The sequence below is a fragment of the Azospirillum sp. VT-I1 genome (assembly GCF_055698305.1).
On sequence record NZ_CP168803.1, the window covers coordinates 14861 to 39261 of the forward strand.

Here is a 24401-nt window from a genome sequence, read left to right on the forward strand (position 1 = left end):
CCGAATCCGGCGCCGTCGGCCCCCTTCGAGGCCGGCGGCGCCTTTCCCATGGGAGAAGCCGCCCCGTGACCACCCTGATCTTCACCCATCACGATTGCTTCGCCCACGACACCGGTCCCGGCCATCCGGAGGCTCCGGACCGGCTGGCCGTCGTGTGGCAGGTCCTCGACCGGCCGGAGTTCCGCGACCTGGAGCGCCGGTCCGCCCCCGAAGCCGACGTGGAGCAGCTGTCGCGCGTCCATGACCGCCAGTATGTGGAAGCGGTGCTGGCGGCGGTTCCCGACGACGGATATTGCCGGCTGGACGGCGACACGCTGCTGTCGCCGGGGTCGCGCGGGGCGATCCTGCGCGCGGCGGGGTCGGTCTGCGCGGCGGTCGATGCGGTCCTGGCCGGCGAGGCGACGAACGCCTTCTGCGCCGTGCGCCCCTGCGGCCACCATGCCGAACCGGCGCGCGCCATGGGATTCTGCGTCTTCAACAACATCGCCGTCGGGGCGGAGCACGCCCGCAAGATCCATGGGCTGACGCGCGTCGCCGTCGTCGATTTCGACGTCCATCACGGCAACGGCACCCAGGCGATGTTCGCCGACGACCCCGACCTGTTCTTCGCCTCCACCCACCAGTCGCCGCTCTATCCCGGCACCGGCAATTCGTGGGAGCGCGGGGTGGACGGCAACATCCTGAACCTGCCGCTGGAGCCCTACAGCGGGTCCGTCGAGTTCCGCCAGGCGGTGGAACGCGCGATCCTGCCGGCGCTGGAAGCCTTCCGGCCCGAACTGCTGCTGATCTCCGCCGGCTTCGACGCGCACAAGCGCGACCCGCTGGCCCAGCTCGGCCTCACCGCCGAGGATTTCGAGTGGGTGACCCGCAAGTTGGTCGATGTCGCCGACCGGGTCTGCGGCGGGCGCGTCGTCTCGGCACTGGAAGGCGGCTATGACGCGACCGGCCTGGCGGAGGGGTGCGCGGCGCATCTGACGGCGTTGATGCGGGGGTAGAGTTGTTGGTGCGAATTGCCCCCACCTAACCTCCCCCGCTGGGCGGGGAGGGACTGCCGCCGCTCTCCCAATCAGGCACTTGTCCCCTCCCCCACCCAGTGGGGGAGGGTTAGGGTGGGGGTCTAACCCCGACAATCCAAAACTCTCAATCCGCCGCGAACCCCACCCCACACTCCCGCGCCCACTCCAGCAGGCGCGCGACGGCGCCGTCCAGCTCCGGCCGCTGCAGGGGGGCCGTGCCCAGCACCACCGCCCCGCTGCTGCCGTCGATGGTCAGCAGATCGCCGGTGCGGACCGTCACCTCGCCCACCTGCATCACCCCCGCCTCGACGTCGATGCGCAGGGCGCGGGCCCCGCAGACGCAGGCGCGGCCCATGCCGCGGGCGACGGTGGCGGCGTGGCTGGTGAAACCGCCGCGCGCGGTGACGATGCCGGCGGCGGCCTGCATGCCGTGGATGTCCTCCGGCGAGGTCTCCGGCCGGCACAGCACCACCGGCGCGCCGCCGCGGGCCAGACAGATGGCGTCCTCGGTCGTGAAGGCGGCGCGGCCCGTCACCGCGCCGGGCGAGGCTGGCAACCCCATGGCGAGCGCGCCGGCCAGCGCCTCGGGCGCCAGGGTGGGGCGCAGCAACTCGTCCAGCGCCTGGGGATCGACGCGGCGCACCGCCTCGTCCCGGCTGATGATCCCCTCCTCCGCCATGTCGACGGCGATGCGCACGGCGGCTTCGGGCGACCGCTTGCCGCTGCGGGACTGCAGGATGAACAGGCGTCCGGCCTCCACCGTGAACTCGATGTCCTGCATGTCGCCGAAGGCACGCTCCAGCCGCTCCGCCACCGCGCACAGCTCGGCGAAGACCGCGGGCTGCCGGCATTCCATCGACCGGTCCGGATGCGGCTGCGCGGCGCTGAGCGGATCGGGGTCGCGGGTGCCGGACACCACGTCTTCGCCTTGGGCGTTGGCCAAGAACTCGCCGCACAGGCCGGGGACGCCGGTGGAAGGATCGCGGGTGAACAGCACGCCGGTGCCGGAATCCTGCCCGCGGTTGCCGAACACCATCGCCTGCACCGTCACCGCCGTGCCCATGTCCTCCGGAATGCCGTGCAGGGCGCGGAAGGCGACCGCCCGCGGATTCATCCAGGAACGGAAGACCGCCGCCACCGCCATCCGCAGCTGTTCCGCCGGTTCCTGCGGGAAAGGCCGGCCGCAGCGCGTCTCCACCAGCTGCAGGAAGCGCGGCAGCAGGGTCTGCCAGTCCTGCGCCGTCAGGTCGCCGTCGCGCTGAAGCCCCCGCTCCTCCTTGTGCTCCTCCAGCAGATCCTCGAACCGGTGGCCGGGCACGCCCATGACGACGCAGCCGAAGGACTGCACCAGCCGGCGATAGCAGTCATGGGCGAAGCGGGCGTCGCCCGACGCTGCCACCAGCCCCGCCACCGAGCGGTCGTTGAGCCCCAAATTCAGGATGCTGTCCATCATGCCCGGCATCGACACCGCCGCCCCGGAACGCACCGACAGCAGGAGCGGCCGGCCGGCATCGCCGAAACACCCGCCCGCCCGGTCCTCCAGCGACGAGATCGCCTCGTCGATGGCGGCGCACAGCGCGGCCGGCAACGGATCTCCGGCGACCAGCCCCTGCCCGGCTTCCGCCGCGATGACGAAGCCCGGCGGCACCGGAATGCCGAGCCCGGCCATCTCCACCAGCCGCGCACCCTTGTTGCCCAGGCGCCCCACATCGGCCGACCGGACCAGACCGGAGCCGAAGGGAACGATCGAATCCGGCGACGGCGCGCACTGCGGCGCCGCGGTGGTCGGGGCGAGATAACGGGTGGGGGCGAGGTGCGGCATCATGGCTGTGGTCATCCTGCGCTCAACGCACAATCGGCCTCGTCGAAGGCCATCAGGCGCAGCAGCCGGTGCAGCCCATCCGGATCCCTGTCGGTCCAACCGGCGGTCCGGCCGCCGAGCCGTTCCAGGCGCGCCCGCTGTCCGTCCCCGGGCCACCGGCCCGCCCGACTATGGAGGTAAACACCCGCAGCAGCGATTCCGCCCACGCGCAGGCCGCAATGCTGCCGCCTAGGTCGATCCTGTACCCCTCCGCCCCGCCGCTGACCGGCGCATCGACCAGTTCCCCGCCCAACTCCGCGATGCGGGCGGCATTGGCCGCGGCCGACGCGGGCGGCAGGGAGGACAGGTCGATCAGCAGCCCGCCGCCGGGCAGGGCGGCGGCAAGCCCGTCATCGGCGAACAGCGCCTTTTCCACGGCGCGGGCATCGGGCAGCAGCATCATGACGGCGTCGCAGCGTCCGGCGAGCGCGCGGAGAGACCCGCGGGCATCGGCATGGCGATGGGCGTGATGATGGACCCGGTGTCCCACCTCCTGCAGCTTGTCCATGATCGCATCGGCCACCTCTCCGCCCCCGATGAACCCGATATCCATTGCGCGATCCTCCCCGTTTCCGCCCGCACGCCCTGTCGGACGGCAGGGCGTCGGAGGAGAGCTTCGTTGCGCGCTTCGCATCGCACAATAGCACCATCGCGCAATTTTCACATCGCGGAAACCCGCCTGAACTTACCTATTCTTACCCAAGCCTAACATGTTCGGCCGATGTCTCCAGTGGCAAAAAGCCGCATGCCGCCGGAATCCGCCAGACCGGCCCGGCGTCCGTCTCAACCAGACATGGCAGAATCGGTTGCGGCAATTCCGTCCCGCCGGTCGCGCAGGCCAGCGCCGCCGCCATGTCGGCGCAGCCCGCCAGCCGCAGCAGAACCATCCGCGTGGCGAAGACCAGCCGGCGGCGCCCGGCGCTCTCCTCCTCCAGCAGGCGGCGCGGGGTGGCCCACAGCGCGGCGACCGCCTCGCCGCCGTCGCAGAGCGGCTGCTGTCCCGGCGGCGCCGGGGCCAGGAAGAACAGCGTGTCGAAACGGCGCGGCAGCGCCTCCGGCGTCACCCAACGCGCCAGCGGCGCCATCCGCTCCAGTGCCGGGACCAGCCCCGCCCGCGCCAGGGCCGCCCCGAACCCCTGCCCTGCCGCCAGCGCCGTGCGCAGGCCCGCCAGGGTTGCGGCTTGCGGCGGATCGCGGGACAGCAGAATCGCGCATTCCTCCATGCATTCCCGAACGGCGGCGACGCGGTGGGCCAGATCGGCCGGCACGCCCGCGGCCGTCACGCCCCCATCGGGCCAATGGTCCCGCCAGGACGGGTCATGGTCGGCAGCGTCGAGCCGGCCGCCGGGGAAAACGGTGGCGCCGGGGGCGAAGCGCAGGCCGGCGTGGCGCTCCATCGCCAGCAGTTCCAGCCCGTCCGGCCCGTCGCGCAGCAGGATCAGGGTGGCAGCGGGCCGGGGCGGAACGGGGGTGTCGGGGGCGGTGTCGGACATGCCCCAAGTGTCGCCGACCGCCCCTTCGCCTGTCCATGCACGGCATGGGGAACCACTCTCACGATGCGGAATACAAAACGGGCGGCGTTTGACCGTCCGGCCTATCCCTTCCAGCATCCCGCCATCACCGCCATTCAGCGCACCATCATTCGCCAGTCCCGCCCCTCCATGCCGAGGGCCGGGCGGAGGAAGGCTGTCGTCATGCCGTTTCACCGCAGCACCAAGATCGTCGCCACGCTGGGTCCCGCCAGCTCTTCGGAAAGCCAGATCACCGCCCTGGCCCAGGCCGGCGTGAACGTCTTCCGCCTGAACGCCAGCCACGGCACCCAGGCCGAGCATGCGGAGCGCTATGCCCGCATCCGCGCCGCCGAGGAGCGGCTGGGCCGGCCGATTGGCGTGCTGCTCGACCTCCAGGGGCCGAAGCTGCGGGTCGGGACCTTCGGCTTCGGGCCGGTGGACCTCGCCATCGGCGACCGCTTCCGCCTGGACCTCGACCGCCGGCCGGGCGACAGCCGCCGCGTCTGCCTGCCCCATGCGGAGGTGTTCGCCAGCCTGGAACCTGGGCTGGACCTTTTGCTGAACGACGGGCGCATCCGGCTGCGCGTCCTCGACTGCGGCCCCAACTTCGCCGAGACGGAGGTGGTGGCCGGCGGCACCCTGTCCGACCGCAAGGGCGTCAATGTGCCGGGTGCCGCGCTGGCACTCAGCGCCTTGTCGGAGAAGGACCGCAGCGACCTCGCCTTCGGGCTGGACCTGGGGGTGGACTGGATCGGCCTCAGCTTCGTCCAGCGGCCGGAGGACATCCTGGAGGCGCGCGAGCTGATCGGCGGGCGCGCCCATGTGATGACGAAGATCGAGAAGCCGGCGGCCCTGCCGACGCTGGACCGCATCATCGAACTGTCCGACGCGGTGATGGTGGCGCGCGGCGACCTTGGCGTGGAACTGCCGCCGGAAGACGTGCCGGGCCTGCAGAAGCAGATGATCCGCCTCAGCCGCGCCATGGGCAAACCTGTGATCGTCGCCACCCAGATGCTGGAATCCATGGTTTCGGAGCCGACCCCGACCCGGGCCGAGGCGTCGGACGTCGCCAATGCCGTCTATGACGGGGCGGATGCGGTGATGCTGTCGGCCGAATCGGCCTCAGGCCGCTATCCGGTGGAAGCGGTGGCGATGATGGAGCAGATCGTGCGCCGGGTTGAGGGCGACCCGCTCTATCGCCGCATCATGGACGCCGACCATCCGAGCCCGGAGGCGACCGCCCCCGACGCGCTGACCGCCGCCGCCCGGCAGGTGGCAGAGACCATCAGCGCCGCCGCCATCGTCACCTACACCACCACCGGATCGACCACGCTGCGCGCCTCGCGCGAGCGGCCCGGCGTGCCGATCCTGGGGCTCAGCGCGCAGCGCGAGACCGCGCGGCGGCTGTCACTGGCCTGGGGCGTCCATGCGGTGCTGACCGACGACGTGGCGAATTTCTCGGAGATGGTCGGCCGCGCGCTGACCGCGGCGGCGGATGCCGGGATCGGCAAGCCGGGCCAGTCGCTGGTGGTGACCGCGGGCGTCCCGTTCGGCACGCCGGGCAAGACGAACGCCCTGCGGGTGGTTACCATCGGCGGGGAGGATGCGCCCAAAGTGGAGGCGGTGCAGAGGGAGGCGGTGACGGCGTGATGGGAAGCGCCGGCGGTCGGAGCCCCTCCCCACCCCTCCCCGCTGGGCGGGGGAGGGGGCAAGTGCTTATGCGGGAGAGTAGCGGCAGTCCCTCCCCGCCCAGCGGGGAGGTTAGGTGGGGGCAATCAGCGGGGACTTACCACCCTCACTCCAGAAAATCGCAGTGCTTCTGCACATGCGCCGCCAGCCCCATGGTGTGCTCGCGCACCAGCCGTTCGGCGAGGTCGGCGTTGCGGTCCTCCAGGGCCTTGATGATGGCGCGGTGGTCGTGGATCGAACGTTCGGCCCGGTCCTCCTGGCCGATGGTCAGCTTGCGGATCGCCCGCATGTGGATGAACAGGTTGTCGGTGACGTCCTGGATCAGCTTCGACCCGCTCAACTGGATGATGCTCTTGTGGAAGGCGATGTTGGCGTCGGAATACTCGCTGACATGGTCCTTCGGGCTTCGCTGCTCGAAGCTGCCGAACAGGTCCCACAGCTTGTGGATCTCCGCCGCCGGGGCGTGTTCCGCGGCCATGCGGGCGGCCATGCTCTCCAGCGCCGCCCAGACCTGGATCATCTCGATGATCTCGGTCTTGGTCTTGCGCACCACGAAGATGCCGCGGCGCGGCTGCAGGCGGATGAAGCCCTCCTGCTCCAGCAGGGTCAGCGCCTCGCGGATCGGGGTGCGGCTCACGCCGAGCTTGTCGCTGAGCTGACGCTCGTCCAGCCGGATCTCCCGGTCGTGGTCGTAGATGTCCATCTCCGTGATCGCCTGCTTCAGCGCGTGATAGACCTGACTGCGGAAGGTCGTTCCGGTGTCGAGGGGCTGAACGTTGAGAGCGGGAACGGTCATGAAACGGATGTCCTTATGTCTCGCCGGCAGTTGCGGCGCGCCCGGTCAGGCTCCGGCCCGTCGGGCGCGGGCTCTGGTCCTTCGGCATTTTCGTATCCTACATACCAGATGCTTGCAAGGCGCTGAAATGTCCAGGGGGATGCCGCGCAAGCCAGCCTGACTTCAACCGCAGGACGGTGGCACCATTCCCCCTGCCGACAGCGTGGCAAGCAGCGGCGCCAGCGTTTGCGGACCGCGCATCGCCAACCCCATGGCCGCCACCCCGGCGGCACCCGCCGCAAGACAATCCGCCACCGCCCGCGCACCGTCGATGCCACCCAGCGCGACCACCGGCACGCCCAGGCCGGTCCATCGCCGCAACCCGGAGGTGCCCAGGCACGGACCGTAGCCCGGCTTGCTGGCCGACGGGAAGACCGGCGACAGGGTGAGGTAATCGACCGCGCCGCGCACCCGCTCCACCAGATCGGCACCGTCCGAGTCGTGGCACGACAGCCCGATCAGCGCCGCCGGGCCCAGCAGGGCGCGCGCCGCCGCCGGGTCGGAGCCGGCGGGCAGATGGACCCCGTCCACCCCCGCCTCCGCCGCCAGCGCCGGGTCGCCATGCAGAGTGATCCTGGCACCCCAGGGCCGGGCCCGCTGGAGCAGCGCATGGGCCAGAGCCAGCCGGTCCGCATCCGCCAAGTCTTTGTCGCGCAAGGACAGCCAGCGCACGCCGGACGCGAAGAGCCGGTCCGCCGTCTCCGGCAGCGGCAGGGTCGAGAGGTGCCGGTCGGTGATCGCCAGCAGCGGCGGCACGGGCAAGGGCATAGGCCAGACCTTCTCCTGTTCGGCCGAAATTCGTCGCACCGCATAGACCCTTCGTCCGGATTCCAGATCCGGGATTTTCCATTCCGTGGAAAACCGGCGGATTCCCTTGGACAAAAAACGGATCGCCGTGGTGCCGGAAAATGCTTTGTATTGACACTGTTCGTTAAACTGACGATCGTGAAGGTGGGCATGGGGCATTTGGCATGCCAGCAACCATAAGTTGGTTCCGAACCGCCCCGTCCCAGGCCTTTTCCGGACCAGACACCAGAAGCGAACGGCAAAGCCACGAAAAAGCGAAAGGTCCGGACGTCCGAACAGATCTTGTCGGGTGAAAACGGGGAGGAAGCACATGGTGCGTGAGACGCACGGCAACACCGCTCAGGCCGCACCCTGGGGGCGCTGGATGCAGCTGGCCATCGGCATCGTCTGCATGTCGATGATCGCCAACCTGCAATATGGCTGGACCCTGTTCGTCGAGCCGATCGACGACAAGCATGGCTGGGGTCGCACCGCGATCCAGGTGGCCTTCACCATCTTCATCGTCACCGAAACCTGGCTGGTGCCGGTGGAGGGGTGGTTCGTCGACAGATTCGGTCCGCGCATCGTCGTGCTGGTGGGCGGCGTGCTGTGCGCCCTGTCCTGGGCGCTGAACGCGGTGGCGGATTCGCTGACGCTGCTCTATCTCGCCGCGGTGATCGGCGGCATCGGCGCCGGCGGGGTCTATGGCACCTGCGTCGGCAACGCGCTGAAATGGTTTCCCGACCGCCGCGGCCTCGCCGCCGGCCTGACCGCTGCCGGCTTCGGCGCCGGTTCCGCCCTCACCGTCGTGCCGATCGCCACCATGATCGAGACGTCGGGCTTCGAGCAGACCTTCATGGTCTTCGGGCTGGGTCAGGGGCTGGTCATCCTGGTGCTGGCCTGGTTCCTGGCCGATCCGCCGAAGTCGGGCTACAGCCGCGGCACCGCCGCCGCCGAGCGCCGCCACTTCACCCCGCAGGAGATGCTGCGCACCCCCGTCTTCTGGATCATGTACGCCATGTTCACCATGGTCGCCGCCGGCGGGCTGATGGTGACGGCGCAGCTGGGGCCCATCGCCGCCGACATGGGGCTGGTCGACGCACCGGTCAGCATCCTGGGCCTGACCCTGCCGGCCCTGACCTTCGCCCTGTCCATCGACCGGGTGATGAACGGCATCACGCGGCCCTTCTTCGGCTGGGTGTCCGACCATATCGGCCGCGAGAACACCATGTTCATCGCCTTCGCCATCGAGGCGGTCGGCGTGATGGCGCTCAGCGCCTATGGCGCCGACCCGCTGGCCTTCGTCATCCTGACCGGCCTCGTCTTCTTCGCCTGGGGCGAAATCTTCAGCCTGTTCCCGGCCTGTTGCGGCGACACCTTCGGGTCGCGCTTCGCCGCGACCAATGCCGGGCTTCTCTACACCGCGAAGGGCACGGCGGCCCTGCTGGTCCCCATCGGCAACCTGATGGTCGAAGCGACCGGCAGCTGGGAGACGGTCTTCTACAGCGTCGCCATCGTCAATGTGCTGGCCGCCTTCCTCGCCCTGTTCGTCCTGAAGCCGCTGCGCAGCCGCTACATCGCCGCCGCCACCGGCACGGCGCCGCGGCTGACCACCCGGCTGGCCGACTGACCGGCGCACGGGAATGCCGAAGGGACGCGCCGGCCCGCCGGGCGGCGCGTCCCTCCCTCAATGCAGCTTCACCCGCCGCAGGATCAATGCAGCGGAATCTCCGCGGCAGAGATCAGCATCAGGGCGAAGAACACGTCGATGTAAGCCCAATATCCCGTCTGCGCCTGCACCTGCTGGCCGATGAAGGCGATGGCCCGGTCCCTAGCCCCCACCGCCCCGCCGCCAGCCGCGGAGAAATAGCCGGTCGCCTGTTCCAGCGTCTGCTGACAGGCCGGGTTGGACGGCACGATGGTCTCGACCAGCCGGCTGTGGTGGAGGTACAGGCCGTTCCCATCGGCGAACAGCCCAGTCGTCTTGATCGTCTCAACCTTCCGAGCTGTGAACCCATCGGTCTTTCGCGGCATTCCTACGCTCCGAATCAGCAGGCCCCATTGATGGGTGCCGGATGATGGGTGCGGGTGTCCAAAGCCTGTCGACATGATGGGCGGGACCGCTACCCACCAACGGACCCATCATCGGAACGCGGATTCCGGCGGTCAATGGCGAGCCGCAGCGGATTTCCCGTCTAGCCGGGAGCGTTGATATCGTTGGAATGTTTGAAGCGCTGCGAAGCGGCGCGAGTGCCAAGGTGGCGGAGGGGATGGGATTCGAACCCACGATAGGGCTTTAAACCCTATGACGGTTTAGCAAACCGTTGCCTTCAGCCACTCGGCCACCCCTCCAGCCAGTGCGGCGTCCCGTGGGGCACCGCTGGCGTGGGGAGGGTTCTAACGGCCGGCCGTACCCTTGTCAACGCTTACGGAAGCCGAAATCCGCTTTTCCTGAAAAACAAAAGGAAGGGACAAATCTGTGTAAAATTTTATGTACTTTTTAGCGGTCGGCGGTTACGATACAGCCATGAGCAACAAAAATCCCAACAGGAAGCCCGGGTGACGCACAGCTCAGTCGTGCGAGGCCGATTCCGAAAGGCCCGCCCCGCCGGACAGTGACGCCGCCGCATCCCATTGTCGTGGAGGATTCGATGACCCTGTCACGCCGTTGCGCCGAAACGCTGATCGATCTTGTCGAGATCAAGCTGAGCTGCCTGGAAATCACCGACCGCGAAGACCAGCGGGAAAAGGAGTTGCTGCAGCGTTGCGTTCAGGAACTGAACGCCGAACTGCGCGGCGAGAACGGGGCGCTCGCCAACTTCGCCGCGCCCAAGCGCCGCGGCCGCCGCCCCAAGCATCTCCAGTTCCACGAACTGCACGTCGCCTGACCCGTCCCCGCCGCCATCCGGCCCTTCACGTCCGGCCCTTCGGCGCCGGTTCAGGTCAGTGCCGGTTCCTCGGCCGGCATCGGCTGGATCGCCGGTGCTTCGCGCGGCAGCAGGATGGTGAAGCGGGTCCCCTGGCCCGGCCAGGACTGGACCGACACCGTTCCGCCCAACGGGCCGGTGACCGTGTTGAACACGATGTGAAGGCCGAGGCCCGAACCGCCCTGCCCCCGCTTGGTGGTGAAGAAGGGGTCGAACACCTTTGACAGATGCTCCGGCGCGATGCCGGCGCCGTCGTCGATGAAGTCGATCCGCACCCGCTCGGCCCCGTCCGGCTGCGCGGTGATCCGGATCGTGCCGGCCGGCTTATCGCCCGTCCGGTCGCCGTCGCCATAGGCATGGACGACGGCATTGATGACCAGGTTGGTCAGCACCTGCCCCAGGGCACCGGGGAAGCTGTCCATCGTCAGTTCGTCATCGCACTCGACCGCCACCTTCAGGTTGGTGCGCTTCAGCCGTGGGCGGAGCGAGAACAGCAGTTCGCGGATATAACTGCCCAGTTCGAACACGCGCCGGTCGCCGGAGGACTGGTCCACCGCCACCTGCTTGAAGCTCTGCACCAGGGAGGCCGCACGGTCGATGTTGGCCATCAGCAGGCGGCTGCTCTCGCTCAAGCCATCCAGGAACTCCAGAAACTCCGACCGGCGCAGCGTGTTGCCGGCGAAGCGGTCGCGCAGGATCTGCGCCTGTTCGCCGATGTGGCTGGCCGCCGTCAGGCCGATCCCGATGGGCGTGTTGATCTCATGCGCGACACCCGCCACCAACTGGCCGAGCGAGGCCATGGTTTCGGCCTGGATCAGGCTTTCCTGCGCCTCGCGCAGGTCGGCCAGCGCCTGTTCCGCCTCCTCCCGCGCCTGGACCATCGCCGACTCGGCGGCCTTGCGGTCGGTGATGTCGTAAAGCCAGGTCAGCAGAGCCGATTCGCCGTCCAGCTCTATGCTGTTCCAGGACGACAGGACCCAGACGACGCTGCCGTCGGGCCGGCGAAAGCGGATCTCGGCATTGCGGAAGGGGCCTTCGCGGTCGAAGCGGGCGATCAGCGCTTCGCGGTCGGCGGGATCGGCATAGAGATCGGCCACCGGCGTGCGCATCAGCTCGGACCGGCCGCGGCCCATCAGCCGCACCGACTGGGCATTGCAGAACAGCCAGCGGCCGTCGCGGGTGGTGACGTTGACCGCGATCGGCGCCGCCTCCATGATCTTCAGCAGCCGTTCCTCGCTGGCGCGCAGCCGCTCCTCCTGCCGGCGGGCTTCGGTGATGTCGGTCATGATGCCGGCATAGCGCACCGCCCGCCCGGTCTCGTCGCGGAAGGCGCGGCCCTTGGCGGCGATCCACACCCAGCCGCCGCCTTCATGCCGCAGGCGGTAGGAATAGGCGTAGCTGGTGGTCTCCCCCGCCAGATGCGAGGCGATGTGGGCCAGCACCCGCTCGCGGTCGTCCGCATGCAGCCGCTTCTCCCAGAAGTCGGGCGGCATCGCCGGCTTGGCGCGGTAGCCCAGAATGCGCGGGAAGGTGTCCGACCACCAGCAGGTACCGGCCACCAGATCGGCGTCCCACACCGCCGCCCCGGTCGCTTCCAGCGCCATTTCCAGCCGCTCGCCGACTTCCGGTTCATGGGCGGGATGCCCATGCGCCGCCTGCCCCTGCGCATGACCGGGCGAAGCGGCGGAGCCCGGTCCCGGCGCATCGGGCGGGAGGGACCGGCGGGCGGTGCGGCGCCCGGCATACAGGCCAAGCAGCGCCCCCAGCAGACCGCCGGCGGCAACACCCGCCAGCGCCACCATCTCCGGTTCTGCCGCCATGGAACCTCCGCCGTTTCCAGCACTGTGGCGATAATAACCGGAAAAATTCAACTGGGGCCTTGCCGCATCGGCGCGCGGCACCCAAGAAAAAAGCCCCTCCCGACGGGAGAGGCTTTCTTTCGGACAGGATGGCGATTGCGGATCGCCGAACGGGTGCGGGCGCTTACCCCTTCAGCTTCTTGGTCAGGATTTCGTTGACCATCGCCGGGTTGGCCTTGCCCTGGGTGGCCTTCATCACCTGACCGACGAAGAAGCCGAACAGCTTGTCCTTGCCGCCGCGGAATTCCTCGACCTTGTCGGGGTTGGCGGCCAGGACGGCGTCGATAGACCCTTCGATGGCGCTGGTGTCGGTGACCTGCCGCAGCCCCTTCTTCTCGACGATGTCGGCGGCCTTTTCACCGGTCTCGAACATCGTCTCGAACACTTCCTTGGCGATGCGGCCGGAAATGGTGTTGTCGGCGATCAGGTCGATCAGGCCGCCGAGATTCTCGGCGGACACCGGGCTCTCCTCGATCTCCTTGCCGGCCTTGTTCAGATAGCCGAACAGCTCACCGGTGACCCAGTTGGACGCCAGCTTCGGATCGCGGCCCTTGGCCACCGCCTCGAAATAGTCGGCCTTGGACTTCTCCGAAACCAGCACGCCGGCATCATAGACCGACAGCTTGTAGTCCTCGATGAAGCGGGCCTTCTTGTCGTCCGGCAGTTCGGGGAGCGTCTTCTTGATGTCCTCGACCCATTCCGGATCGAGTTCGAGCGGCAGCAGGTCCGGGTCGGGGAAATAGCGGTAGTCGTGCGCCTCTTCCTTCGACCGCATGGAGCGGGTCACGAACTTCGTCGTGTCCCACAGCCGGGTCTCCTGGTCGATCTTGCCGCCTTCCTCGATGATCTCGATCTGGCGGCGGGCTTCATACTCGATGGCCTGCATGACGAAGCGGATCGAGTTGACGTTCTTGATCTCGCAACGGGTGCCGAAGGGATCGCCCGGCTTGCGCACCGACACGTTGACGTCGCAGCGCATGGAGCCTTCCTCCATGTTGCCGTCGCAGGTGCCGAGATAGCGCAGGATCGACCGCAGCTTGCGGACATAGGCACCGGCCTCTTCCGCCGAGCGCATGTCGGGTTCCGACACGATCTCCATCAGCGCGACGCCGGAGCGGTTGAGGTCGATGTAGGTCTTGGACGGGTGCTGGTCGTGCAGCGACTTGCCGGCGTCCTGCTCCAGGTGCAGGCGGGTGACGCCGACCGTGCGGCTGGTGCCGTCCGGCAGGTCCAGCACGATCTCGCCCTTGCCGACGATGGGCTGCAGGAACTGGCTGATCTGATAGCCCTGCGGCAGGTCGGCGTAGAAGTAGTTCTTGCGGTCGAAGACCGAGTTCAGGTTGATCTGCGCCTTCAGGCCCAGGCCCGTGCGGACCGCCTGTTCGACGCAATATTCGTTTATGACGGGCAGCATGCCGGGGAACGCGGCGTCGACGAAGCTGACCTGGCTGTTCGGCTCGGCCCCGAATTCGGTGGCGGAGCCGGAGAACAGCTTCGCGTTCGAAATCACCTGGGCATGGACCTCAAGCCCGATCACGACTTCCCAATCGCCCGTTTCACCCTGGATGTACGACATCGTTCCGCTCTTCGACGTTCACGGCACGGGACGGGCCGCGAACCGCCGCGAAAACGGGCGCCCCGGCCATACCCTTGGAATCCTGTCTCTTCTAACGCCCTTTGCGCCCGGGCGCACGCTTTATCGCGCCGCGCCCTTGCTACCCCCGTCTTGCCCCGCCCTAACACCATTGTGCGGCTCGCCACAGACCCGCCGTTAACCCTCGGGCAAGCTTTGACCTCCACGCTGGGCGTGTGGAGCGGGGAGGTCGTGATGTCGGTTCAAGCGCTGGTGCGGAAAATCGGGTTCGGCGTGGCTCTGGGCGGGCTGCTGGTGGCGGGTGCCGCGTTCAGCCATGCCGCCACGCAGCCGGCCGCGACCCGACCGGCCGGCGTCTCCCTCGCCCCAGTAACCGTCAACCCCGGGCCCTCTGCGCCGGCCTCCGCCGAGTTCCCCGATGCCACCATGTCGCGCAGCGACCAGGGCGAGGCCACGGTCCTGCGGCTGGACGGCATCATCACGCCGGGGGCGGAGCGCCGCTTCGTCGATGCGCTGCACGCCCTGCCCGCCCGCCGCCCGGTGGTGGTCGAACTTTCGAGCCCCGGCGGATTCACGGCTGCGGGATACCGCATGATCGACGCGGTGCTGGCCGAGCGCCAGGGTGGCCGCCCGGTCGCCACCCGGGTGCGGGACGGCGATTCCTGCGAAAGCATGTGCGTCGGCCTCTATCTGGCCGGCTACCCGCGCTATGCGGCTCCGCGTGCCGAGTTCATGGTCCATGCGCCGCGCATGGCGGAGTCCGGCCGGATGACCATGCGCTCCACCCAGGCGATGGTGCAGCGGCTGGTGTCGCTCGGCGCCTCCCCCGCCTGGATCCAGCGGGTGACGGCGGCCGGCGGCTTCTCCGGCGCCCGCGACTATCGCGAGACCGCAGACCGCCTGACCGCCGACGGCGCCAACATCGTCACCGACCTGCTGCGCTGACCGGCTCCTCGGCCACCATGTCCGGTGACCGGCCGACGATCCGCTCATAGACCTCCGGGTCGGTCGCCCCCTCGGTCCCGAACACCAGCACGCGGGCGTCGGGCGCGAGGCCGAGCGCGTGTCGAACTTCCTCGTGCGCCGCGGCGCAGAGCAGCCCGGCCAGCCCGGCCACGCCCGATTCGCCCGCCACGATGGGACGCCCGCCATGCTTGCCGTCGGCCAGCTTGCGCATGGCGGTGACCGCCCCTTCGTCGGGGATGGTCAGGAAGTCGTCGGCGCCGCGTTCCAGGATCGCCCAGGCCAGCAGCGAGACCTCGCCGCAGGCAAGGCCCGCCATCACCGTGTCCAGATCGCCCCCGGCCCGCGCCGGACGGCCGGCAACGGCGCTCTGGTACAGGCAGTCGGCGTTGTGCGGCTCCACCACCACGAAGCGCGGGCGCTGGCGGCCCCAGCTTTCCCAAAGATGGCCGCAGACCGCCGCCGGCAGGCCGCCGACGCCGCCCTGGACGAAGACATGGGTCGGCCGTTCGCTGGCGGGAAGCTGGGAGATCGCCTCCTCCACCATCACGGTGTAGCCCTGCATCACGTCGCGCGGCACGTCCATGTAGCCGGTGTAGGAAGTGTCGGAGACGACGAACCAGCCCTGCTCCGCCGCATCGGCGGCGGCCCGGCGCACCGCGTCGTCGTACGACCCGTCGACCGCCACCACCCGCGCGCCGTACGCCCCGATGGCCGCACGGCGCCCGGGAGAGCAGGCGGCGGGCACGTACACCACGCAGTTGCAGCCGAACACCTGCGCGCCCCAGGCCACCGAACGGCCGTGGTTGCCGTCGGTTGCGGTGGTCACGGTCAGCGTACGCGTCACCCGGGCATAGCGGCCGACGACGAGGTCGAGCGCCGTCACCGGGACGCCCGGCACCCGCGCCGTCACCTCCCGCGCCAGCAGCCGCAGCACGGCATAGGCGCCGCCCAGCGCCTTGAAGCTGCCCATGGCGAAGCGGGCGCTCTCGTCCTTGTACCAGAGCCGGTCGATCCCGGCCTCCCGCGCCAGGCCCGGCAGGGAGCGCAGCGGCGTCGGTGCGTAGCCGGGCCAGGCGCCGATCTCCGCCATCGCCTCTTCGAAGGCGGCGCGGCTCAGGATCGCGCGTTCGGACGGGCCATAGGCACGATCACGGTCGGCGCGCGGATTGGAATGGAGGCGGGGCAGGCAGGAGGATGGGGAGACCGCTTGATGGGGCATGGCTTCGCTCTCCGGGCCGGCCGGTGGGCGACGCCGTCCGCGACGGCACATCCCGCGACCGCGAGTAACGAGACCAGATGCCATCGCCGTCCGTCAAGGATCCAGCGCAAGCGCGGCTGCTACCGAATGAAGCATTGCCAAAGATAAACCGCCGCAAAGCCGAAACGCGGCGGTCAGCGCTTCCATTCGCGGCTGGACTTGATGAAGTCGGTCAGTGTGACGCCGATCTTGTCGTCGATGATCGCCACCTCGCCGCGCGCGACCAGCACGCCTTCGACATAGACGTCGGTCGGGTCCTTCAGATGGCGATCGAGTTCCACGACGGCGCCGCGGCCCAGCTTCAACAGGTCGCGGACGCGGAGCATGGCGGTGCCGATGACGACCTTGATCTCCACCGGCGCGTCGCCGATGGCGAAGGACGAGGCGTCGCCGTCGTTGGGATCGGGCGCGCCGAGCAGGTCGTCGATGTTGGCCATGGATGTCCAAGCTCCCGCGCCGCAAGGGGCGCCATTTACACGAACGGTGCAGTCTACACCCCGGATGGGTGCGCGGGCAACGGCACCGGTCGCCGGGTTTTGCGACAAGATTGGGCTTCCCCAGCCCCGGCGCTTCGCCCACACTGTCGGCCCGCCCGCCCCTGGCGGGCATCCGCCATCCTGCCGGATCATTCGTTACGATCAGGTAACGACGGCTGCAGGACAACGGCACCGACCAACCGAAACCGGGTTCACCGTGATGACCGACAGCAGAATTTCCCCGCTCGTGGACGTTTCCTGGCTGAAAAGCCGGCTCGACACCCCCGGCATCGTCGTGCTGGACGTACGGACCCCGCCCAGCGGCGGCTTCATTCCGGGAGCGGTTCATTCCGACTACGCAACGGCCGGCTGGCGGACGGTGGTCGGCGGCGGGGCCGGAATGCTGCCGGAACCGGCGGTGCTGGAGGGACTGATCGGCGGTCTCGGCATCGGCAACGGTGATCATGTGGTGCTGGTGGCGGCCGGCGCCAACGCATCGGACATGGGCAACGCCACCCGCGTCTACTGGACATTCAAGATGCTGGGCCATGACGCCGTGTCGGTGCTGGACGGCGGTTTCGCCGCCTGGGCTGCGGCCGGCGGTCCGGTGGTTCCGCAGCCGGCGGTGCGCAGGCCGACCGGCTTCTCCGCCCGTTCCCGCAGCGACCTGCGCGCCACGCTGGCGGAGGTCGAGGCGGCGGTGAAGGACGGGTCCGTGCCGCTGCACGACGCCCGCTCCGCCGAGCAGTTCGCCGGCAAGGCCAAGAGCCCGCAGGCCCGCGCCGCCGGCACCATTCCCGGCGCGGTGAACCTCGACATCGCCCCGCTCTTCTCCGCGGCGGACCACCGCTTCGCCTCGGCCGAAACGGTGAAGGCGATGGCCGACCGGGCCGGGCTGCCGCTGCAGGACCAGCCCATCACCTTCTGCAACACCGGCCACCTCGCCTCGGTGTCCTGGTTCGCGCTGAGCGAGATCGCCGGCGTGCCGGGCGTGCGGCTCTATGACGGTTCCATGTCGGAATGGAGCGCCGATCCGGAACGCCCGCTGCAGACCGAGGGGTGATGCAGGCGGATACATGGAGAGGAGCAGGCGTGTTCGGCAAGATCGACACGGATTTTACGGATTGATGCACGGATTTCACGGATGATTTCGCAGCAGCGTGCAGGCCCACCGCCACCCCGCGCCAATACAAGCCAAAAGAAAAATCCGTGAAATCCGTGCCTAAATCCGCAAAATCCGTGTCAGCATTGCCCGACAAAGCAGTACGAACACAAAGCTACCTGCACCCAATTTACGACTTCGCCCGGCGGCGGCGCAGGCGGCTGAGGTCGCTGCGCCGCACCAGCCCAAGCAGCACCGCGGCGACAGAGTAGACCGCCAGCCCGACCACCGCCAGCACCAGCAGCCCGCCCAGCCGTTCGAACAGGCCGACGGCCCCAAGCCAGGGGGCGAGCCGCTCCGTCGCCAGCCACAGGGCGCTGGCCATAGCGGATGCTGCGATGGCCATGCGCGGCAGGTTGCGGGTCAGGCGCGCATCGGCCCGGAACAGGCCGCGCCGGTACAGCAGCAGCGCCAGCAGCCCGGCATTGACCCAGGCGCCGACGGAGGTGGCGACCGCCAGCCCGACCTGGGCCAGCGGCCCCATCAGCGCCAGCTTCAGCGCCACATTGATGCCGACCGCCACCAGCGCCACCCGCACCGGCGTCGCCGTGTCCTGCCGGGCATAGAAGCCGTTGACCAGGCTGCGGATCACCACGAAGGCCGGCAGACCCAGCGCATAGGCCTGAAGCGTAAGGGCGGAGGCCGCGGCGTCGGACGGGCCGAAGGCGCCGCGCTGGAACAGCACCGACAGGATCGGCGTCCCCGCCACCAGGAAGGCGATGGCCGCCGGCAGGGTCAGCACCAGCGACAGCTCGATGGCGCGGTTCTGGCTGTCGACCGCGCCGGCCTCGTCGCCGCTCTTGATCCGCTTGGACATTTCCGGAAGCAGAACGGTTCCCACGGCGATGCCGATTACCCCCAGCGGCAGCTGGTTCAGCCGGTCGGCGTAATAGAGGTAGGACACCGCACCCGTCGGCAGGGCCGAGGCGATCAGCGTGTCGGCGAACAGGCTGATCTGCGTCAGCCCCGATCCCAGCGCCGCCGGCCCCAGCACCCTCAGGAAGCGCTTCACGTCGGGCGACAGGCGCGGCATCACCGGCCGCAGGGTCATGCCCGCCCGCCGCGCGTCCCAGGCCAGATAGAGATATTGCGCAATACCCGACGCCAGCACGCCCCAGGACAGCGCATGGCCGGCGCTGGGCATCAGCGGCGTGCCCACCACCAGCGCCGCGATCAGGCAGAGATTCATCAGGATCGGCGCCGCCGCCGCCGCCCCGAAGCGGCTCATGCTGTTCAGCACCCCGCCATAGAGCGAGACCAGCGAGATCAGCAGCAGGTAGGGGAAGGTGATGCTGGTAAACAGCACGGCCAGCCGGAACTTCTCCGGATCGTCGGCGAAGCCGGGGGCGAAGACCGTCATGAACTGCGGCATGAAGGCCAGCACCGCTAGCAGAAGAACCAGTTGCACGATGACCAGCAGTGTCATCACCTCGTCGGCGAAGCGGCGGGCGGCGGCTGCGCCGTCCTGCACCAGCTTGCCCGAGAACAGCGGCACAAAGGCGGAGTTGAAGGCCCCCTCCGCGAACAGGGCGCGGAAATGGTTCGGCAGCCGGAATGCGACGAAGAAGGCGTCGGCGACCGGCCCGGCGCCCAGCAGCGCCGCGGTCAGCACGTCGCGCAGGAAACCGAGCACCCGGCTGGCCAGGGTCAGGCCGCCGACGGACAGGATATGACGGAACACGATGGCAGGGTCGCTTCTGTGATGCGGATTTGGCCGGGCGGCATCCTAGCGGTGCGTCCGCGTTCGTCATAGGATCGCGGCCCGCATTCGTCCAGAACGCATCTCCCGACACCACAGGTCGAAGGCCCCCGACATGCCGCAGCAAGCCCTCCCCCTGACCTATCTGGAAGCCGGCGAAGCCAATGGCGGAACGCCGATGCTGGTCCTGCACGGCCTGTTCGGGTCGGCGCGCAACTGGCAGACGCTGGCCCGCCGCTTCGGCGAATCGCGGCGGGTCTATGCGCTGGACCTGCGCAATCATGGCGGCGCGCCCTGGGCGGAAAGCATGAGCTACCCGGACATGGCGGCCGACGTGCTGCGCTTCCTGGACGACCGCGGCTTCGCCCGCGCGACGGTGGTCGGCCATTCGATGGGCGGCAAGACCGCCATGGCGCTGGCGCTGGCCCATCCCGACTGGGTGGAGCGGCTGGTGGTCGCCGACATCGCGCCCGTCGCCTACACCCACACCCACGCCCCCTATGTCGCCGCCATGAAGGCCGCGAAGCTGGAAGGCGTCACCCGCCGGCCGGAGGTGGAGGCGCAGCTGGCCGACGCCGTGCCGGAGGCGCCGCTGCGCTCCTTCCTGATGCAGAATCTGGTGCTGGAGAACGGCGTCTTTTCCTGGCGGATCAACCTCGACTCCATCGGCGCGAACATGGAAGGGCTGATCGGCTTCCCTGATTTCGGTGGCGCCCGCTACGAGGGGCCGACGCTGTTCATCGGCGGCGGCGCGTCCGACTATGTCCGGCCGGAGCATCACGAGGCCATCCGCCGCCATTTCCCCAAGGCGGAGATCCGCATGATCGAGGGGGTCGGCCACTGGCTGCATGCCGAACGCCCGGCCGAATTCGCGGCGATGGTGGAGGGATTCCTCTGATTTCCGGCCCGGTTCCGCGCTTTCGCGCGGGGTTGTAAGCCGAAGCAGATATTGCATCGCCCGGACGTCGGGGCTATCAAGCCTGCGCGCCTTAAAACGCGGCCTGCGAGACAACGCGGCTGCCATTCCTCGAAGGATCGACCGACCATGAGCGTCATCACCGAGATTCACGCCCGCGAAATCCTGGACAGCCGCGGCAACCCCACCGTGGAAGTCGACGTTGCGCTGGACAGCGGCGCCTTCGGCCGCGCCGCGGTGCCGTCGGGCGCCTCCACCGGCGCCCATGAGGCGGTCGAGCTGCGCGACGGCGACAAGGGCCGTTTCGGCGGCAAGGGCGTGCTGAAGGCGGTCGAATCGGTCAACGGTGAGATTTACGATGCGCTCGCCGGCCTGGACGCCGACGACCAGCGCGCCATCGACCTCGCCATGATCGACCTGGACGGCACCGAGAACAAGAGCCGCCTTGGCGCCAACGCCATCCTGGGCGTGTCGCTGGCGGTTGCCCGCGCCGCCGCCGAGGATGCCGGCCTGCCGCTCTACCGCTATGTCGGCGGCGCCTTCGCCTCGCTGCTGCCGGTGCCGATGATGAACATCATCAACGGCGGCGCCCATGCCGACAACCCCATCGACATCCAGGAATTCATGATCATGCCGGTGGGCGCCGAAACCGGCGCCGACGCCATCCGCATGGGCTCCGAGATCTTCCAGTCCCTCAAGAAGAAGCTGAAGGACGCCGGCCACAACACCAATGTCGGCGACGAGGGCGGCTTCGCCCCCAACATCGGCTCCACCGACGAGGCGCTCGGCTTCGTCATGAAGGCCATCGAGGCTGCCGGCTACAAGCCGGGCGACGACGTCATGCTGGCGCTCGACGCCGCCTCGACCGAGTTCTTCAAGAACGGCAAGTACGAGCTGGCCGGTGAGGGCAAGTCGCTGTCGCCGGAGCAGATGGTCGCCTACTGGTCCGATCTGGTCGGCCGCTTCCCGATCATCTCCATCGAGGACGGCATGGCCGAGGACGATTGGGAAGGTTGGAAGGCGCTGACCGACGCCATCGGCAACAAGGTGCAACTGGTCGGCGACGACCTGTTCGTCACCAACCCCAAGCGTCTGGCCCAGGGCATCCGCCAAGGTGTGGCCAACTCGATCCTGGTGAAGGTCAACCAGATCGGCACGCTGTCGGAGACGCTGGAAGCGGTGGATATGGCGCACAAGGCCGGCTACACCGCCGTGCTGTCGCACCGCTCGGGCGAGACCGAGGACAGCACCATCGCCGACCTCGCCGTCGCCACCAACTGCGGCCAGATCAAGACCGGCTCGCTGAGCCGTTCGGACCGTCTGGCCAAGTACAACCAGCTGATCCGCATCGAGGAGCAGCTGGGTGTGGCCGCCCGCTTCGCCGGCCGCGGCATCCTGAAGGCTTGAGTGCGGTGAGTTGAAAAAATGCCCCTCTCCGGATTGCCGGAGAGGGGCTTTTTTGTTGGCAGAGGTGCGGGCTTCGAATGCCCCCACCTAACCTCCCCGCCCAGCGGGGGAGGGTCGGGGTGGGGGCAAAACGTATGCCGGCCCTCACTCCCCGGCCAGCGCGCCGATCATCTTGCGCACCGCGGTCATCTGGAAGCCGCCCTTGCGGGCGAAGTCGTAGCCGGTGTAGCCGAACCAGTCCCAACAGGCCTTCGGATTGGAGGTCGGCTTGGCATTGGCGTCGATCTGCGGGTACAGGACGACGATGTTGTTGACGTCGGCCCAGCGGTTGTAGCCGGCATTGACGGCGAAATGGTCGCCGATCAGGTTCGACGCCATCTTGCAGCCGTGGAAGGCGACATGGATGCGGCAGGTCTGCTTGCCGCCCTCGCAGGCTTCCGGAACATAGACGTAGCCGGTCTTCGCCATGCCGCTGCGGCTGGGGTCGCCGACGAAGGGGGCCTGGTTGAACAGCTGCGGCTGGCGGGCTGCGGCGGAGGCGTTCGGGGTCTTGGCGTCGGCGTAGAAGAAGCGGACGATGGCACCCGCCTGATCGTACTGGCAGTTGTTGATGTATTCGCTCTTCTCATCCTCCTTCGGGATGAAGTCGCAGGCGGCGCCATAGCCGTCGGTGATGTAGGCATGCGCCGCCTTCGGGAACTTCACATAGGTGAAGTTGGCGTCCGTCACGCCCAGCGCCTTGTAGAACTGCTCGGTGGCGTCGGCGACCGGGCGCTTCACCGTCAGGTCGTTGTCGCCGTTGAACAGGTAGATCTTCGACTGCGCCATGTTGGACAGCGGGTCGATGTCCTTCGACTTCTCGCGCGCCTTGGCGTTGGCGACCAGCGCGTCGACATTCGGCGCGCCCATCGCCACGTCCATGCAGCGCTTCAGCGCCACCACCGCCGGGGCGATGCCGCCTTCCGACACCTCGGCGCAGGCATAGGGGCCGCCGGCGACGAGGCCGGCCGCCTTGACCAGACCCGAATAGGCGACCTGGAACTGGCCGGCCATGTAGGCGCCGGAGGAAATGCCCGACACGGTGGTCTGCGCCGGATCGATCTTCAGCTTCAGGTCGGACAGCTTGATTTGGGCCGCCGCGGGAAGCGGCGCGAGAACGACAAGCGCCGCCAGCGCCGATTTCAAAATGACTTTATTGGAAATGGTCATGGGAGGGTCACCTTTGCCCTGCAAGGGTTGTCAACATCGCATGGACAGCGGCGATCTGCGCCCCGCCCTTCGTTGCGTAATCCGTCCCCGTCGTGCCGATCCAGTCCCAGCAGGCGATCGGGTCCGCCGAACGGCGGGGCGACAGCTGCGGGTAGAGCACGATCAGATTGTTGTTGGCCGCCCAGCGGTTGAAGCCGGCGCCGGTGGTCACCGCGTCGCCGACCTCCGCCGCGGACTGGCGGCATCCGTGAAAGACGATGTGCACGGCGCAGGCCGATCCCCCCGCACAGGCCGGCGGCACATAGACGTAGCCGACCGGCGCCAGACCGGTCCGTTCGGGATCGCCGAAGGGGGTCTGGTCGAAGGGGCCGGCCGCCGGCAGGTCCGGGACCGGCGGATTCAGGCCGCCGTAGATGTGCGACAGAATTCGTCCGGCCTGGTCATAGTCGCCACAGGCATTGACGTACGGGCTGCGGTTGGCGTTGCAGTCGTTGGGCCCGCCCGGTGAGATGAAGCCGTTGCCGGCCTCCAGACCGGCATCCAGGCGGATGCGGTTCGCCGGGACGCGGGCGGCGCGGTAGAATGCCTCCGCTTCCTCCACCGCCTTGCGGTTCACCACCATGTCGGCGCGGCCGCTGAACAGATAGACCTGGGCCTCCGGCAGACGGTCGAGCGGATCGATCGCCCCGGCGGCGGCCAGCGGCTGCGCCGCCTCGTACAGCGACTGCCCGCGCGGCCAAAGCGTGTTCCCCTGCATGCAGGACGCTGCCAGCAGCGGATTCTCCGCGGCACAGAGGAAAGGACCGCCGGCGATCAGGCCGACGCCCGCGATCTCGGCGGAATGGGCGACATGGAACTGGAGCGCCATGAAAGCACCCGCCGCCAGTCCCGACGCCGAGGATTTCTCGATGACGACCTTGCGCGGCAGGAGCGGGGGAACCGGTTCACCGGCCCTGGCACCCGGCCCGCCGGTGAAAACCGCAAGCAGCGTCAGCGCCGCAATCCATGCAACCAGGAAATTCCGGGCCTGCCGATACGATGCCACCTGCTACGCCCCATCCGCGGTAATCAATGCGGAAGGTAGCAAGGCAATGATGTTTGTCTATCGAAAAGGATTGGACGCCATCCGATGCACGCACATGCAGGATGCCTCACAACCCAACCGGCCACCGACGGGGCTGAATGGCTTTCGGCGGCCACGGAAAAGGCCGGCGAAGCTCCCGCCCCGCC

The 24401-nt window shown here is 68.7% G+C and carries 21 protein-coding genes and 1 tRNA gene; 8 read left to right on the forward strand and 14 right to left on the reverse strand.

Annotated features, from left to right (window positions below):
- Positions 1-65 precede the first annotated feature (65 nt).
- Positions 66-995, forward strand: coding sequence for a histone deacetylase family protein (locus AB8P05_RS18915; RefSeq protein ID WP_472760421.1), 930 nt, complete (start codon positions 66-68; stop codon positions 993-995).
- Between the two features lie 145 nt (positions 996-1140).
- On the opposite strand, the gene AB8P05_RS18920 is transcribed toward AB8P05_RS18915, so the two are convergent.
- From AB8P05_RS18920 to AB8P05_RS18930, 3 genes are all read right to left on the reverse strand, one after another.
- Entirely contained in the window at positions 1141-2853 is a 1713-nt protein-coding gene (locus AB8P05_RS18920; RefSeq protein WP_472760422.1) for a pyruvate, phosphate dikinase, read from the reverse strand.
- 37 nt (positions 2854-2890) lie between these two features.
- Positions 2891-3430, reverse strand: coding sequence for an NAD(P)-binding domain-containing protein (locus AB8P05_RS18925; protein WP_472760423.1), 540 nt, complete (start codon positions 3428-3430; stop codon positions 2891-2893).
- A 142-nt stretch (positions 3431-3572) separates the two neighbouring features.
- Positions 3573-4370 carry an NUDIX hydrolase gene (locus AB8P05_RS18930; protein WP_472760424.1) on the reverse strand — a complete coding sequence of 266 codons (798 nt, stop codon included), beginning with the start codon at positions 4368-4370 and terminating at the stop codon, positions 3573-3575.
- A 201-nt stretch (positions 4371-4571) separates the two neighbouring features.
- Here AB8P05_RS18930 and pyk point away from each other — a divergent pair, with 201 nt between their 5' ends.
- Positions 4572-6038, forward strand: a complete 1467-nt coding sequence (gene pyk / locus AB8P05_RS18935) for a pyruvate kinase (protein WP_472760425.1) — start codon at positions 4572-4574, stop codon at positions 6036-6038.
- Between the two features lie 145 nt (positions 6039-6183).
- Here pyk and AB8P05_RS18940 read toward each other — a convergent pair whose 3' ends face one another.
- Both AB8P05_RS18940 and AB8P05_RS18945 read right to left on the reverse strand, forming a co-directional pair.
- Positions 6184-6873, reverse strand: a complete 690-nt coding sequence (locus AB8P05_RS18940) for a GntR family transcriptional regulator (RefSeq protein ID WP_455174156.1) — start codon at positions 6871-6873, stop codon at positions 6184-6186.
- A 162-nt stretch (positions 6874-7035) separates the two neighbouring features.
- The gene (locus AB8P05_RS18945; RefSeq protein WP_472760426.1) at positions 7036-7680 is read right to left on the reverse strand and encodes a thiamine phosphate synthase; all 645 of its coding nucleotides are present in this window, start codon (positions 7678-7680) and stop codon (positions 7036-7038) included.
- Between the two features lie 349 nt (positions 7681-8029).
- On the opposite strand from AB8P05_RS18945, the gene oxlT reads away from it, so the two are divergent.
- A complete protein-coding gene (gene oxlT / locus AB8P05_RS18950) occupies positions 8030-9328 on the forward strand; it encodes an oxalate/formate MFS antiporter (RefSeq protein ID WP_472760427.1) in 1299 nt (432 codons plus the stop codon).
- 83 nt (positions 9329-9411) lie between these two features.
- Here the strand turns inward: oxlT and AB8P05_RS18955 are convergent, their stop codons facing one another.
- Positions 9412-9732, reverse strand: a complete 321-nt coding sequence (locus AB8P05_RS18955) for a hypothetical protein (RefSeq protein WP_472760428.1) — start codon at positions 9730-9732, stop codon at positions 9412-9414.
- 225 nt (positions 9733-9957) lie between these two features.
- Positions 9958-10050: transfer RNA gene (locus AB8P05_RS18960), tRNA-Ser, on the reverse strand.
- Positions 10051-10349: 299 nt separating this feature from the next.
- On the opposite strand from AB8P05_RS18960, the gene AB8P05_RS18965 reads away from it, so the two are divergent.
- A complete protein-coding gene (locus AB8P05_RS18965; protein ID WP_014188024.1) occupies positions 10350-10586 on the forward strand; it encodes a hypothetical protein in 237 nt (78 codons plus the stop codon).
- Positions 10587-10636: 50 nt separating this feature from the next.
- Here the strand turns inward: AB8P05_RS18965 and AB8P05_RS18970 are convergent, their stop codons facing one another.
- Together AB8P05_RS18970 and gatB are read right to left on the reverse strand one after the other, a co-directional pair.
- On the reverse strand, positions 10637-12445 hold the full coding sequence (locus AB8P05_RS18970) for a PAS domain-containing sensor histidine kinase (protein WP_472760429.1): 1809 nt from the start codon (positions 12443-12445) through the stop codon (positions 10637-10639).
- Between the two features lie 163 nt (positions 12446-12608).
- Positions 12609-14060 (reverse strand): Asp-tRNA(Asn)/Glu-tRNA(Gln) amidotransferase subunit GatB, encoded by a 1452-nt coding sequence (gatB, locus tag AB8P05_RS18975; protein ID WP_455174130.1) that lies wholly within the window; start codon positions 14058-14060, stop codon positions 12609-12611.
- A gap of 252 nt (positions 14061-14312) precedes the next feature.
- Here gatB and AB8P05_RS18980 point away from each other — a divergent pair, with 252 nt between their 5' ends.
- Positions 14313-15023 (forward strand): hypothetical protein, encoded by a 711-nt coding sequence (locus tag AB8P05_RS18980; protein WP_472760430.1) that lies wholly within the window; start codon positions 14313-14315, stop codon positions 15021-15023.
- Here the strand turns inward: AB8P05_RS18980 and AB8P05_RS18985 are convergent.
- Both AB8P05_RS18985 and fliN read right to left on the reverse strand, forming a co-directional pair.
- Positions 15004-16263, reverse strand: a complete 1260-nt coding sequence (locus AB8P05_RS18985; RefSeq protein WP_472760431.1) for a diaminopropionate ammonia-lyase — start codon at positions 16261-16263, stop codon at positions 15004-15006. The genes AB8P05_RS18980 and AB8P05_RS18985 overlap by 20 nt on opposite strands.
- Before the next feature lie 173 nt (positions 16264-16436).
- Positions 16437-16739 carry a flagellar motor switch protein FliN gene (gene fliN / locus AB8P05_RS18990; RefSeq protein ID WP_014188019.1) on the reverse strand — a complete coding sequence of 101 codons (303 nt, stop codon included), beginning with the start codon at positions 16737-16739 and terminating at the stop codon, positions 16437-16439.
- Positions 16740-16998: 259 nt separating this feature from the next.
- Here fliN and AB8P05_RS18995 point away from each other — a divergent pair, with 259 nt between their 5' ends.
- Positions 16999-17841 carry a sulfurtransferase gene (locus AB8P05_RS18995; protein WP_472760432.1) on the forward strand — a complete coding sequence of 281 codons (843 nt, stop codon included), beginning with the start codon at positions 16999-17001 and terminating at the stop codon, positions 17839-17841.
- A gap of 229 nt (positions 17842-18070) precedes the next feature.
- Here AB8P05_RS18995 and murJ read toward each other — a convergent pair whose 3' ends face one another.
- Complete coding sequence (gene murJ, locus AB8P05_RS19000) at positions 18071-19621, reverse strand: murein biosynthesis integral membrane protein MurJ (RefSeq protein WP_472760433.1); 1551 nt, start codon at positions 19619-19621, stop codon at positions 18071-18073.
- Positions 19622-19754: 133 nt separating this feature from the next.
- Here murJ and AB8P05_RS19005 point away from each other — a divergent pair, with 133 nt between their 5' ends.
- Positions 19755-20537 carry an alpha/beta fold hydrolase gene (locus AB8P05_RS19005; protein WP_472760434.1) on the forward strand — a complete coding sequence of 261 codons (783 nt, stop codon included), beginning with the start codon at positions 19755-19757 and terminating at the stop codon, positions 20535-20537.
- Between the two features lie 147 nt (positions 20538-20684).
- Positions 20685-21962, forward strand: coding sequence for a phosphopyruvate hydratase (gene eno, locus AB8P05_RS19010; RefSeq protein WP_014188015.1), 1278 nt, complete (start codon positions 20685-20687; stop codon positions 21960-21962).
- Positions 21963-22106: 144 nt separating this feature from the next.
- On the opposite strand, the gene AB8P05_RS19015 is transcribed toward eno, so the two are convergent.
- Both AB8P05_RS19015 and AB8P05_RS19020 read right to left on the reverse strand, forming a co-directional pair.
- The gene (locus AB8P05_RS19015; protein WP_472760435.1) at positions 22107-23171 is read right to left on the reverse strand and encodes an extracellular catalytic domain type 2 short-chain-length polyhydroxyalkanoate depolymerase; all 1065 of its coding nucleotides are present in this window, start codon (positions 23169-23171) and stop codon (positions 22107-22109) included.
- A 7-nt stretch (positions 23172-23178) separates the two neighbouring features.
- The gene (locus AB8P05_RS19020; RefSeq protein WP_472760436.1) at positions 23179-24216 is read right to left on the reverse strand and encodes an extracellular catalytic domain type 2 short-chain-length polyhydroxyalkanoate depolymerase; all 1038 of its coding nucleotides are present in this window, start codon (positions 24214-24216) and stop codon (positions 23179-23181) included.
- Positions 24217-24401: the final 185 nt, after the last annotated feature.